The organism is Amycolatopsis echigonensis (genome assembly GCF_014174495.1).
GTDB lineage: Bacteria > Actinomycetota > Actinomycetes > Mycobacteriales > Pseudonocardiaceae > Amycolatopsis > Amycolatopsis echigonensis.
The window spans coordinates 12137-24498 of record NZ_JACJHR010000061.1 but is presented as its reverse complement, the minus strand read 5'-3'; the positions used below and the strand labels follow the sequence as shown (position 1 = coordinate 24498).

The following is a 12362-nucleotide window of genomic DNA, read 5'->3' as shown; positions in this document are numbered from 1 at the left end:
TCTTGTACCGATTGGTCGAAAAAACAACTCGCGGTCGGAGGTGATCGGCGTGCAGGCGTTGCGCTGGCACGCGAAGGGCAAGCTGTGCCTGGACGATGTGGGTGCTCCGGCAGCACCGAAGCCAGGGCAGGCGGTCATCGCCGTGTCGTTCTGCGGGATCTGCGGCACGGACCTGCACGAGTTCGTCCACGGACCCAACCTCATCCGGACCGGCGCCCATCCCCTCACCGGCGTGAAGCCGCCGATCACCCTCGGGCACGAGATGAGCGGCACCGTCGTCGCGCTCGGCTCTCCCGTGCCCGGGATCGAAGTCGGCACCCGCGTCGCGGTCGACCCCTGCCTTCGCTGCGGCGTCTGCCGCTGGTGCCTGCACGGCGAGTACCACATCTGCGCGAAGGGCGGCTCGGTCGGCCTGGCCTCCGACGGCGGCTTCGCTTCGCACGCCACGGTCCCCGTCGAGGGCCTCGTCCCGATCCCCGACGGCGTCTCCGACCAGCTCGCCGCGCTCGCCGAGCCGCTGGCCGTCGGCCTGCACGCCATCCGGCGAACGACCGTCCAGCCCGGCGACAACGTGCTGCTGCTCGGCGCCGGCCCCATTGGCGTCGCCGCGCTGCTGGCCGCGAAGCTCGCCGGCGCCGCTGGGATCTACGTCAGCGAGCCGGTGCACGCGCGCGCCCGCACCGCCGCCGAACTGGGCGCCACCGAGGTCTACGACCCGGCCACCACCGACGTGCGGCGCGAGGTGTTCCTGCGCACCGGCCGGGTCGGCCCCGACGTCGTGGTCGAAGCCACCGGCCGCCCGGAACTGGTCCAGCTGGCGGTGACGACCGTCCGCCGCGGCGGACGAGCCGTGCTCTGCGGGATCAGCGGCGCCGAGACGGCCCTGCCGATCACCCAGATCGTCCCGTTCGAACGCACCATCCTCGGCTCGCTCGGCTACAACCACGACATCCCCCGCGTCCTGGACCTCATGGCCACCGGACGGCTCGACGCCACCCCGTTGCTCACCGGGGTGCGCCCCCTCTCCGCGGGCGCGGACGCCTTCGCCGAGCTGGCCGCCGATCGCGGCAACCACCTCAAGATCCTCCTCGAACCCGGGCGGCCCTGATGCCGCCGAACACGACCGACCCCACGCAGCCTCCCGGGGCCGCACGACACCGCATGGAGGACTGATGGACTTCGACCTGCCCGAAGAGACCCTCGCACTGAAGCAGCTCTGCCGGGACTTCGCGGCCAAGGAGATCGCCCCCTTCGCCGCCGACTGGTCCGAACGCTGCGAGTTCCCGGCCGGCGTTTTCCGCCGGCTCGGCGAGCTCGGGCTGATGGGCATGCTGGTGGACGAGAAGTACGGCGGCGCGGACGCCGGGTTCGTCTCCTACGTCGCCGCCATGGAGGAGTTCGGCGCGGCCGACCAGTCGGTGGCCTCCGCCTGGAACGCGCACTCGACCATCGCCGCTCTCCCGCTCGCCACGTTCGGCACCCACGAGCAGAAGGAACGCTGGCTGCGCCCGCTCGCCGAGGGCGAGGCACTCGGCGCGTTCGGCCTGACCGAACCGACCGCGGGCTCCGACGCCGCGGGGATCCGGACCCGGGCCCGCCGGGTCGACGGCGGCTGGGTGCTGGACGGCACCAAGATGTTCATCAGCAACGCCGGCACCGAGATGAGCCTCGGCGTGACTGTCCTGGCCGTCACCGGCGAAAACTCGAATGGCTCGAAGCGCTTCGGCACCTTCTTCGTCCCCGACGGCACCGACGGCTACGCAAAGGGCCAGCCGCTGAAAAAACTGGGCTGGCACGCGCTCGACACCCGCGAACTGGTCTTCACCGACTGCTGGATCGGCGACGACCACATGATCGGCGAAGAAGGCAACGGACTCCGCCAGTTCCTCGAAGTCCTCGACGGTGGCCGGATCAGCGTCGCCGCCCTGTCGCTGTCCCTCGCCCAGAAGGCCCTCGACCTCGCCGTCCGCCACGCCGGTGAACGCGAGCAGTTCGGCCGGCCGCTGCACAGCTTCCAAGCCGTGGGCCACAAACTCGCCGACATGGCGACCGAAATCGCCGCGGCCCGCTGGCTGGTCTACAACGCCGCCTGGCTCGCCGACCAGGGCCGCCCCTTCGGCACCGCCGCGGCGATGGCGAAGCTGTACGCGTCCGAAGTGGCGAACCGCGCGGCCAGCGAAAGCGTACAGATCCACGGCGGCTACGGCTTCATCCGCGAATCCACCATCTCCCGCTTCTACGCCGACGCCAAGATCCTGGAGATCGGCGAAGGCACCAGCGAAGTCCAGCGCAACGTCATCGCCCGGGCACTCACCCGCAGCACAAGCTGAGCCGCGGAGCCCACAACCAAGTACCGACCGGGCGGCGACGAACCAAGCGACGTCGCCCGGTCTGTTTCACGCCAGTCATGCTCGCGACGCGCGAACGGCGGACCACTCACCCATCGACCATCGCGCCCGATTTCCCCAGATGGCCGATGAGGGTAGTTCCGCGATCGCGGACTCACCGGCAGCCGGAACGCAAGCTGGCGAGCCAGGCGACGGACCTGGCCCGCGAGCAGCCGGCCCCGGTCGCCCACATGCCGACCTCTGCGCCGATCGAGACCCGATTTCGATCCGGCCTGCCCGCGTCGCCGCCGGTGGACGCGCTCGGCTCGTGGACGGCAGTACCCGAGGGCGCGGCCGGGCCAGGTGTCTCCGCCCCGGTGGCGGACGGCGGGAGCCGGTTCCGCTGAGGAACCCGGCCTGCGTGGCCGGGTCAGCCGGGTAGCCGCAGCACGCCGTCCACCCTGCGGGGCACCGGGCGGGCGGGGTGGTCGCGCAGCTCATCGGGCAGTGCCTGCCCGGGGGCGTCCTGCCAGGTCACCGGCCGCAGGAACCGGCGGATCGCGGTCGCCCCGACCGAGGTGAACAGGCTGTTGGTGGCCGGCCACGGTCCCCCGTGGTGCTGGGCCCAGCTGACCGCGACGCCCGTCGGGTAGCCGTTGAACACCAGACGTCCGGCCCTGTCCCGCAGCGCGCCGATCCACCGTGGCGCGGTTTCCCGGGCGCCGAGGTGCACCGACGCGGTCAGCGAGGCCGGCAGGCGCCCGATCACGGCCGTGAGCTCGTCCTCGGTGCGGTAGCGCACGAGCACCGTCGCCGGGCCGAAGTACTCGGCGAGCGCCTGCTCCGGCAGACGGCTCGCCTCGACGGAGACCAGCAACGGAGCCACCCGGAAGCCACCCCGCTCGGCGTCGCCCTCGGCCACCGCGGACACCCCCGTGGCAGCGCGGAGCCGGCCGGTGTCGGCGAGGTAGGAGGCGTGGATGCGCTCGTTGAGCAGGGGCACGACCTCCGTGCCCTCAAGTCCCTGCGCCGCCGCGGCGACCACGGCGTCCCCGGCGGCGCCGGCCGGGATCAGGACGAGCCCCGGCTTGGTGCACAGCTGGCCCGCGGACCCGGTCACCGAGGCGGCCAGCCCGGCGCCGATCTCGGCCGCCCGCCCGGCCGCGGCGGCCTCGGTGACGACCAGGGCGTTGAGGCTGGACAGCTCGCCGTAGAAGGGGATCGGGTCGTCGCGGCCGTTGATCGCATCCAGCAGCGCCCGGCCGCCGCTGAGCGATCCGGTGAAGCCCACCGCCCGCACCGCCGGGTGGCGGACCAGGGCTTCGCCGGCCGTGCGGCCGAAGACGATGCCGATCGTGCCCTCGGGAGCGCCGGCCTCGGCGGCGGCCGTCCGCAGGATGTCGTGGACCAGCCGGGAGGTGGCCGGGTGCGAGCCGTGGGCCTTGACCACGACCGGGTTGCCCGCGGCGAGCGCCGACGCGGTGTCCCCGCCGGGGACGGAGAAGGCGAGGGGGAAGTTGCTCGCGCCGAAGACCGCGACCGGGCCGATCGGCACGAGCATCCGGCGCAGGTCGGGCCTCGGCCCCATCGGGGTGGGGCCGGCGTGGTCGACGGTCGCCTCGAGGTAGCTGCCCTCCTCGAGGACGTCGGCGAAGAAGGTGAACTGGTAGCTCGTCCGGGTGAGCTCTCCCCCGAGCCGGGCCGCGCCGAGCGCGGTCTCCCGGTCGGCGATCGCCACGACGTCGTCGCGTCGGTTGTCCAGGGCGTGGCCGAAGGCGCGCAGCAGCCTGGCGCGGCCGCTGCGGCCGAGCGCGTCGAGCGCGGGTGCGGCGGCCTGCGCCGCGGCGACGATCCGCTCGACGGCGGCGTCATCGCTCAGCGGTTCCCCACCGGGCAGTGCGGCGCCGGTGCGCGGGTCTCGTCCGGTGGTCAGGGCGGCGGTCACGGTGCTCCTTCGGGGGTCAGCGGCGCGGGAATGCGGCGACGGCGGCGGTATCGGCGCCCACGGCACCGAGGTGGGAAGCCCCGCCGGCGCGCCGAGCGGGGACTCGCGGCCGGGGAGTGCCACCTCGGTGCCGGTCAGGGTCCGGTCGGCGACCGAGGCCCTCGTAGATGCAGCCGACCGGGCATTCCCCGGTGCACGAGGGGTCGAGGACGTCGAGGCACGCATCGGTGATCACGAAAGCCATGGTGGTGCTCCTGAATCAGGCCGGGGCGGCGACCGGCATGGCGTCGGTCGAGTGCCCGGGAAAGGTCGAAGCGACGGGGTCGGAGCGAGCGCCGCGTGGCCGACCGCGGCCGGCGCTTCACCGAAGCCCGGCTCCGGCTCAGGTGGTGGTCCAGCCACCGTCGACGAGCAGGATCTGGCCGGTGACGTAGTCCGACGCCGGGGCGGCGAGGAACACGAACGTGCCGGCCAGGTCCGCGGGCGTGGCGAACTGCCCGAGCGGGATCCGGGCCCGGAGCCGTTCGGTGCGGTCGGCGTCGCCGTAGATCCACGGAGAGGCCATGTCCGTGGCGACGTAGCCGGGCGCCACCACGTTCGCCCTGATCCCGTACGCACCGGCCTCGCTGGCGAGGCTGATCGTGTACTGCGCGACCGCGCCCTTGGTGGTCGCGTACCCCGTCCGCCGTTCCAGGCCGCGGACCGAACCCAGCGAGCCGACGTTGATGATCTTGCCGTAGCCGCGCTCGATCAGCTGGGGAAGCAGGGCCTGGGTGACCTCCACGGTCCCCCGCACGTTCACCCGCCACAGGGTGTCCAGCTCGGTCACGGTGAGCTCGGTGATCGCGGACCGCACCATCACCCCGGCGGCGTTGACCACCACCGTGACCGGCCCGGCGGCGGTCGCCGCGGCGCGGACTCGTTCGCCGATGTCGTCCGCCGTGACGTCGGCGAGCAGGGTGTCCACCGCGGCGCCCGCCTCGGCCAGCTCGGCCGCCGTCGAGGCCAGCTCCGCCTCGAGCCGGTCGACCAGTAGCAGCCCGGCCCCGTGCTGGGCGAGCGCCCGCGCCGCCGCCTTCCCGATTCCGCGCGCTCCACCGGTCACGACGGCGACGCTGCCCTGCAAGGAAAACAGGCTCTCAGACAACGCCGGCCTCCCGGAGCTCGGTGATCTCCTCGGCCGAATAGCCGAGCTCGCTCAGCACCGCGTCGGTGTGCTCGCCCAGTTCGGGCGGCGGGGTGCGCAGTTCCGGTTCGCCCGAGCTGAACCGCACGGGATGCTTGAGCATCTTCACCTTGCCCGCCCGGGGATGCTCGAACTCCAGCACCGGATCCAGGTGCGTCACCACCGGGTCGGCGAAGACGGCGTCGTAGTCGTTGACGGGTGCGCACCAGATCCCGTGCTCGCGGAACAACGCGAGCAGCTCCTTCGCGGAGCGGTTGCGCAACAACGGGCCGAGCGCACTCCGGATCTGTTCGCGCCGGCTGAACTTCACCGCCGGGTCCAGGAACTCCCGCAGTTCGGCCGGATCACCGAGTGCCGCGCTGACCTTGGCGACCGGGCTGAGCGACAGCGCGATGAACTCGTCGGCCGTCTCGTACACCCCGTAGGGCGCCTCGTGGAAACTGGAGCCGAGCGGCTCGGCCGGGCGCTCAACGAGGCCGCCGTTGAGGTGGTACACCACGGGCTCCAGCTGCAGGTCGAGCGCCGCCTGCACCATCGTCGCCTCCACCCGCTGGCCCTCGCCGGTGCGCTGCCGGTGGTGCAGCGCGGCGAGGATGCCCATCGCCAGCAGAGCCGCGGCGTGCTGGTCGACGACCGCCGCGCCCGCCGGGGTCGGCGGGTCACCGGCACGGCCGGTCGCCGCGGCCAGCCCGGTCATCGCCTGCAGGAGCAGGTCCTGCCCGGGCAGGTCGCGGTGAGGGCTGTCGGAGCCGTAGCCGGACCCGCAGGCGTAGATCAGGTCAGGGCGCAGCTCCGACAGCTTTGCGTAACCGACGCCGAGGCGGTCCAGCACGCCCGGCCGGAAGTTGTCCACCACGACATCGGCGCTCGACGCGAGCCGGAGCGCGGCTCGCTGCCCCTCCGGCGACTTCAGGTCGATCGTCACGCTTCGCACGTTCCGATGCGACAACAGGAAGAAAGCGCTTACCCCCTCGACGTAGGTGTTGCCGCCGGACCACGACCGCTCGTACGCGCCCCGCCCGGGTTGCTCCACCTTGATCACGTCCGCGCCGAGGTCGCTGAGGTACTGCACGCTCGCCGGGCCCAGGAGGAACTGGGTGAACGCGACGATCTTGACGTCACGCAGGATCTGCAGGGGTTTCATGATTTCTCCTTCAGGAAGCCGCGCACGGCCTGCTGCGCGCGCTCGGTCGCGAAAAGCGGGCCGCCGAGACGCCGCTCGGCGGCCAGCCCCGCGTCGACGCCTTCGGTCACGCTCGTCCGGACCGCGGCCTTGATGGCACGGGTGGTGGCGCCCGGTGCGGCCGCGATCGACGCCGCCAGCTCGGCCACCGTCTCGCGCAGCCGGCCCGCCGGAGCCACCTTGTCCACGAGCCCGTACGCCAGCGCCTGACCGGCGGTGATCCGCTCCGTGGACAGCAACAGCAGCTGCGCCCTGGCCGCGCCGACGAGGTGCGGCAGCCGGGCGGTGCCACCGCCACAGGGCACCAGCCCGAGCCCCGCCTCCGGGAAGCCCAGGTGTGCTTGTTCGTCGGCCACCCGGATATCGCACGTCAACGCGAGTTCCAGGCCGCCACCGAGAGTGTGGCCGTGCACGGCGGCGATGGTCGGCTGCGGAAGCTCGGCGAGCGCGGCGAACCAGCCGTGTTCGAGATCGGCGCGTTCGAAGCCGCGCGCCTCGTCCGAGGGGAACTCCCGGATGTCGGAACCGGCCGAGAAGGCCCGGTCCCCCGCCCCACGCACCACGACCACCCGGCAGGACTCGTCCCCCGCCAGACGGCGGGCGTGCGCCGCGAGCTCGGCGCGGACGGCGAGCGTGAGCAGGTTGAGCGGCGGGTTGTCCACCACCAGCTCGGCCACGCCGTTGTCCAGTCCGCAGTGGACGGTCACTTCCCGCCGGCCTTCGGCAGCAGGTGCCGGGCGATGATCACCCGCTGGATCTGGTTGGTGCCCTCGTAGATCTGGGTGAGCTTCGCGTCCCGGTAGATCCGCTCCACCACGGCGTCCTTGGTGTAGCCGTAACCGCCGTGGATCTGCACGGCGTTGGTCGCGACCCGGACCGCGACGTCGGAGGCGAACAGTTTCGCTTGGGACGCCTGCAGTGCGAACGGCGCGCCCGCGTCCTTGAGCTGGGCCGCCCGGCGGACGAGCAGCCGCGCCGCGTCGATCTCGACGCAGGCGTCGGCGAGCATGAACTGCACCGCTTGGAAGTCGCCGATGCGCTGCGAGAACGCCTCACGCTCCTGCGAATACCGCAGAGAGGCGTCGTGCGCTCCCGCGGCGAGGCCGAGAGCCAGCGAAGCGATCACGATGCGGCCGTTGTTGAACGAGCCCAGCGCGTTGCCCAGTCCGCGGCCGGGTTCCCCGAGCACGTGCTCGTCGGAGACGAGCGTGTCCTGCAGCGTGATCCCGGCCGTGGCCAGGCCGCGCATGCCCATCAGCTGTTCCTTGTGGTCGGCCAGGAAGCCCTTGGCCGGGTCGCCGTCGGGGCTCTTGGGCACGAGGAACGTGGTGAGTCCCTTGCTGCCCGCTGCCGGATCGGTGCGGGCCAGCACGACGGCCAGCTCGCCCACCGCGCCGGCGGTCATGAACGCCTTGGTGCCGTTGAGCTTCCATCCCGAGCCGGTGCGCTTCGCGCTGGTCTTGACGCTTGCGACGTCGGACCCGGCGCCGGGCTCGGTGACCGCGATCAGGCAGATCAGCTCGCCGGCGGCGATCCGGGGCACGTAGGTGCGGATCTGCTCGGGTGTGCCGCGTTTGACGATCAGCTCCGACTGCAGCTTCGCGAGCAGGCAGGCGTTGGCGACCGTGCCGGAGACCCTGGCGAGCTCCTCCAGGGTGATCGACATGCTCAGCTCGTCGGCTCCGCTGCCGCCGTGCTCCTCGGGCACGTTGAGCCCGAGGAAGCCCAGTTCGCCCATCCGCCGGTACAGATCGTGCGGGAACTCGTCCTCGCGGTCGATCTCGAACGCCCGCGGCGCGACCTCGGATTCGGCGAACTTGCGCACGGTCTGCCGCAGCAGCTCGTGTTCCTCGCTCAGCTCGCCGAGGGGGATGGACGGGGTGGTGGAAGCCATGGTTCAGACCCTCCGCAGGATGTGGGTGGCGACCGCGACCACGTCGCCGTGCTGGTTCTTCGCGGTCACCTGGGACCTGATCTCACCGCGTTCGTCGTCGCGTTCGGCGACGGTGTAGGTCACCGTCACGGTGTCGCCGATGAAAACGGGTTTGACGAACCGGACCCGGTCGTAGCCGTAGGACACGGCGGGTTCGTTGCCCGCTTCCTCGATCAGCTTCGACGAACAGGTCGACATGTAGGAGACGATGAGCACGCCGTGCGCGATCCGGCGCCCGTACCGGGTCTTGCTCATGTACTCCTCGTCCACGTGGTTCGGGCCGAGATCTCCGCTCACACCGGCGAAAAGGTAGATATCGCTCTCGCCGACAGTCTTCGTGAAGGTGGTCGTGCGGCCGATCGCGAAGGCACCTTCGGCGAGTTCGGGCGAGATGGGCACCAGCTTGGTGGCGGTGTTGCCGTCAGTCATGGTGAGCCTCCGTTTTCGTTGCGGTGGAAGGGACTTCTGCCAGGTCGCCGCGCCTGACGTGCCCGCGCCACAACGGCGCCAGTGCCAGTGCGGTGACCACGAGGAAGCCGGCCAACAGGAAGAAGCCGAGGTTGTAGGAGCCGGAGCTGTCCACCAGCGCGCCGACCAGTGCCGGGCCGAAGGCCGAGGCGATGTAGGAGACGCCGTTGGCGATGCCGGTGCCCAGACCGGTGGTGCCGCGCGGGGTGAGCTCCTGGATGACCGACCACATCGGCGCCAGCGTGAAGCCGAGGAAGCCGACCGCCGCGGAGATGAACACCACCGACATGCCGACCGTCCCGGTGGCCACGCCGAGGTAGGACAGCAGCGCGCCGAGGACGTAGCCGCCGGACCACAGCAGCACCCGGCCGCGGGGCATCCGGTCGCCGATCATCCCGCCGACCAGGTTCAGCACGGCGGCGGTCAGCCAGGGGATCACGGCGAAGGTGCCGGACGAGGTGAAGCCCAGGTGGCGTTCGTGCTCCAGGTAGGACGGCACGAACGTGCTGATGCCCCAGAAGCCGAGACCGTATCCCATGTAGGAGAACACACACAGCCAGTACCGGTAGTTCGCGAACAGCCTGCGCAGGCTGGCTTTGACCGGCTCGGGGTCGGCCGGTTTCGCCTGGCCGTCCCGGATGTGGCGCAGTTCCGCCGGGGACACACCGGCCATCTCCTCCGGGCGGTTGGCGGTCCAGCGCCACATCATCGGCAAGGCGACGAGCACGCCGACCGCCGCCAGCACGAAGAAGCTTTCCCGCCAACCGAAGACGTTGACGATCCACACGATGACCGGGAAGGAGACGGCGGGCGCCAGGAACAGGCCGCCGAGCCAAGCCGAGTTCGCCCGGGCGCGTTCCCGGTCCGGGAACCATTCGGCGACGATCATGTTGCAGGACGGGGTCATGATGGACTCGCCGAGCCCGAGCACGATGCGCAGGACGAGCATCACGACGAAGTTCGAGACCAGGCCCATCGCGCACATCAGGACGGTCCAGGCGATGATCGACCAGATCACCCCGCGCCGGCCGCCGATCTTGTCGCCGAGCGGTCCGGTGAAGAAGTTGCACAGGCCGTAGGGGAACAGGAACCCGGTGATCAGCAGGCCCTGGGCGAATTTGTTGCCGGTGATGCCGAGGCTGTCGGTGAACTCCTGGTTCGCGATGAGGACCGACACGTTGGTCCGGTCGAAGTAGGCGACGAAGAACGCGAAGGAGATGGCGATGGCCACCCGGTACCGGCGATTGGACATGGCTGTCTGCAAGGACATGAGGGCGTGCTCCTTCCACACTGAAGGGCAGTGTCGGTGTGGATCGGGGGTCGGAGGTGACGGAACGGTCCGGAACGGACCGGTCAGCGGCGGGCTGTGCTGTGCCGCCGCAGGAGTTCGTGCGGGAACGTGATGCGCTGGCCGGCCGGGAGCGGGACCGAGCCCAGGATCATCTCCGCGGCGTTGCGGCCGAATTCGTACTGGGAGAAGCTGACGCTGGTCAGCGCCGGGTGCACCATCCGGGCCACCGGGATGTCGTCGCAGCCGATGACGGCGACGTCGTCCGGCACCCGGACGCCGGCCGACGCCAGCGCGTGCATCGCGCCGATGGCGGTGTAGTCGTTGAACGCGATGACGCCGTCGAACGAGCCGGCGGCGAGCGCCTTGGCGGTGAGCTCTTCGCCGGCCGACTCGGTGAAATCGCCGTAGACGACGAGATCCGGGTCGGTGTCGAGGCCCAGTTCCGCGACCGCCTGCCGGTAGCCCGCGAGCCGCCGCTGGGTGACCAGCCAGTTGGGCTGCCCGGCGAGGCACAGGATGCGGCGGCACGAGATCTCCGCCAGGTGGTGCACGGCGTCGGAGATGGCGGCGGAGTCGTCCACGGTGATCGACGGGAAGGGCAGCTGGTGCGGCCCGATCGTGACCACCCTGGTCGAGCTCCAGTCGAAGCCGTCGAGGTGGGTGTCGTCGTCGATCCCGCCGCCGGCGAACACGATGCCGTCGACCCGCTTGTCCAGCAGCAGGTTCACGCAGGCTTCCTCGCGGGCGGGCACGCGATCGGTGTTGGTCAGGATGACCACGCAGCCCGCGGCCTGCGCGACGTCCTCGACCCCGCGGGCCACCTGGTGGAAGTAGGCGTCGGAGATGTCCGGCACGATCAGGCCGATGCTTTGCGTCGTCCCCTTGCGCAGGGCGCGCGCCAGGGAGTTCGGCCGGTAGCGGAGCTGGCGCGCGGCGGCGAACACCCGGTCCTGCGTCTCCTGCGGGATCGCCGAGGCCTGGCCGCTGAGCACCCGGGAGACGGTGGTCACCGAGACCCCGGCCAGTTCGGCGACCGCCTTTGCGGTGCCCGGTCGAGCGGCTCCGGTCATCGTGCGCCTGTCGGAAGCAGCCCGGCCTCGGCGAGCGCCTGCCTCAGTTGCCCGCGCTCGGCCTCGCTCACCCGTTCCAGCGGCGGACGCACCGCGGGGGTGAGCTCGTGCCCGAGCATGATCAGGTGCTCCTTCATCCTGGCGTACATGTTCGCCATCGGCGCCCGGTAGATCACCCTGGTGAGCGCCTGGATGCGGGCGTACTGCCGCTCGGCCTCGGCGAGGTCGTGCGCCCGGACCGCGGCCAGCAGGCGGACCTGCAGGTCGGCGATCACGCTACCGTGCCCGGACAGGATACCGTCCGCGCCCGAGACCAGTGCCGGTAGCAGGTTCGTGCTGAAGCTGGTGAGCAGCGAGACCGGCCGGTCCAGCTCGCGCAGCACGCGGCGGGTCTCCTCGTGCTTGCGCAGGTCGAGGCTCCACTCCTTCACCGCGACGACCTGCTCGAGCGAGCAGATGCGCGCCAGGGTGTCCAAGCCGTAGTGCATCCCCGTGAACTCGGGGTAGGAGAACAGCACGAGCGGCAGGCCGGTCGCGCCGGCGAGCTCGGCCACGTGCCGATAGGCCATCTCCTGGCTGCCACCCAGCGCCAGTGCCGGCAGCGGAAAGACGAGCAGCGCGTCCGCGCCCTCGTCTTTCGCGTCCCGGGCGTACTCGACCGCCTGGATGTGGTTGTCCGCGTAGACGCCGGAAATCAGCGGCACTTTTCCGTTGATTGTCTCCGCGGCGAGCGCGACGGCTTTCCGCCGTTCCGCCCGGTCCAGACTGCTCACTTCGGCGGCGTGTCCGTTGCAGGTGATGGCCACGACGCCGGCGACGCCGGCCAGGTGCCGTACGTGCCTGCGGTAGGCCTCGACGTCGATCGAGAGGTCGTCGTCGAGGGGGAGGATGTTGGCCGGAATTACTCCGTTGAGGTCCACTGACTCTCTCCGCAATCGGTTGCGCAATGGATTGCGTGG

At 71.2% G+C, this 12362-nt stretch carries 13 protein-coding genes; 3 read left to right on the top strand and 10 right to left on the bottom strand.

All coding sequences use genetic code 11. The annotated features are described in order from the left end of the window. The first annotated feature begins 49 nt into the window (after positions 1-49). The 3 genes from H5411_RS32500 to H5411_RS32490 all read left to right on the top strand — a co-directional run bounded on the left by H5411_RS32500 (position 50) and on the right by H5411_RS32490 (position 2734). Positions 50-1108 (top strand): alcohol dehydrogenase catalytic domain-containing protein, encoded by a 1059-nt coding sequence (locus H5411_RS32500; RefSeq protein ID WP_244194784.1) that lies wholly within the window; start codon positions 50-52, stop codon positions 1106-1108. A 64-nt stretch (positions 1109-1172) separates the two neighbouring features. Next, positions 1173-2330 (top strand): acyl-CoA dehydrogenase family protein, encoded by a 1158-nt coding sequence (locus H5411_RS32495; RefSeq protein ID WP_101438453.1) that lies wholly within the window; start codon positions 1173-1175, stop codon positions 2328-2330. A 146-nt stretch (positions 2331-2476) separates the two neighbouring features. After that, entirely contained in the window at positions 2477-2734 is a 258-nt protein-coding gene (locus tag H5411_RS32490; RefSeq protein WP_143271451.1) for a hypothetical protein, read from the top strand. 23 nt (positions 2735-2757) lie between these two features. Here H5411_RS32490 and H5411_RS32485 read toward each other — a convergent pair whose 3' ends face one another. The 10 genes from H5411_RS32485 to H5411_RS32440 all read right to left on the bottom strand — a co-directional run bounded on the left by H5411_RS32485 (position 2758) and on the right by H5411_RS32440 (position 12323). Next, a complete protein-coding gene (locus H5411_RS32485) occupies positions 2758-4272 on the bottom strand; it encodes an aldehyde dehydrogenase family protein (protein WP_101438452.1) in 1515 nt (504 codons plus the stop codon). Positions 4273-4288: 16 nt separating this feature from the next. Beyond that, positions 4289-4516 carry a hypothetical protein gene (locus tag H5411_RS32480; RefSeq protein WP_183126016.1) on the bottom strand — a complete coding sequence of 76 codons (228 nt, stop codon included), beginning with the start codon at positions 4514-4516 and terminating at the stop codon, positions 4289-4291. 138 nt (positions 4517-4654) lie between these two features. Continuing rightward, positions 4655-5419: an SDR family NAD(P)-dependent oxidoreductase gene (locus H5411_RS32475; RefSeq protein ID WP_158242516.1), complete on the bottom strand. Its 765-nt coding sequence runs from the start codon at positions 5417-5419 to the stop codon at positions 4655-4657. After that, on the bottom strand, positions 5412-6602 hold the full coding sequence (locus tag H5411_RS32470) for a CaiB/BaiF CoA transferase family protein (RefSeq protein WP_220817791.1): 1191 nt from the start codon (positions 6600-6602) through the stop codon (positions 5412-5414). Before H5411_RS32470 ends, H5411_RS32475 begins: the two co-directional genes overlap by 8 nt. Continuing rightward, positions 6599-7348: an enoyl-CoA hydratase/isomerase family protein gene (locus H5411_RS32465; RefSeq protein WP_101438450.1), complete on the bottom strand. Its 750-nt coding sequence runs from the start codon at positions 7346-7348 to the stop codon at positions 6599-6601. Before H5411_RS32465 ends, H5411_RS32470 begins: the two co-directional genes overlap by 4 nt. Beyond that, a complete protein-coding gene (locus tag H5411_RS32460; RefSeq protein WP_101438449.1) occupies positions 7345-8535 on the bottom strand; it encodes an acyl-CoA dehydrogenase family protein in 1191 nt (396 codons plus the stop codon). The genes H5411_RS32465 and H5411_RS32460 overlap by 4 nt, the downstream gene beginning before the upstream one ends. 3 nt (positions 8536-8538) lie before the next feature. Beyond that, positions 8539-9003: a MaoC family dehydratase gene (locus H5411_RS32455; RefSeq protein ID WP_101438448.1), complete on the bottom strand. Its 465-nt coding sequence runs from the start codon at positions 9001-9003 to the stop codon at positions 8539-8541. Beyond that, positions 8996-10312 carry an MFS transporter gene (locus H5411_RS32450; RefSeq protein ID WP_101438447.1) on the bottom strand — a complete coding sequence of 439 codons (1317 nt, stop codon included), beginning with the start codon at positions 10310-10312 and terminating at the stop codon, positions 8996-8998. The genes H5411_RS32455 and H5411_RS32450 overlap by 8 nt, the downstream gene beginning before the upstream one ends. 83 nt (positions 10313-10395) lie before the next feature. Next, positions 10396-11403 carry a LacI family DNA-binding transcriptional regulator gene (locus H5411_RS32445; protein ID WP_101438446.1) on the bottom strand — a complete coding sequence of 336 codons (1008 nt, stop codon included), beginning with the start codon at positions 11401-11403 and terminating at the stop codon, positions 10396-10398. After that, positions 11400-12323, bottom strand: coding sequence for a dihydrodipicolinate synthase family protein (locus tag H5411_RS32440; protein WP_158242515.1), 924 nt, complete (start codon positions 12321-12323; stop codon positions 11400-11402). Before H5411_RS32440 ends, H5411_RS32445 begins: the two co-directional genes overlap by 4 nt. Between the last annotated feature and the right edge of the window lie 39 nt (positions 12324-12362).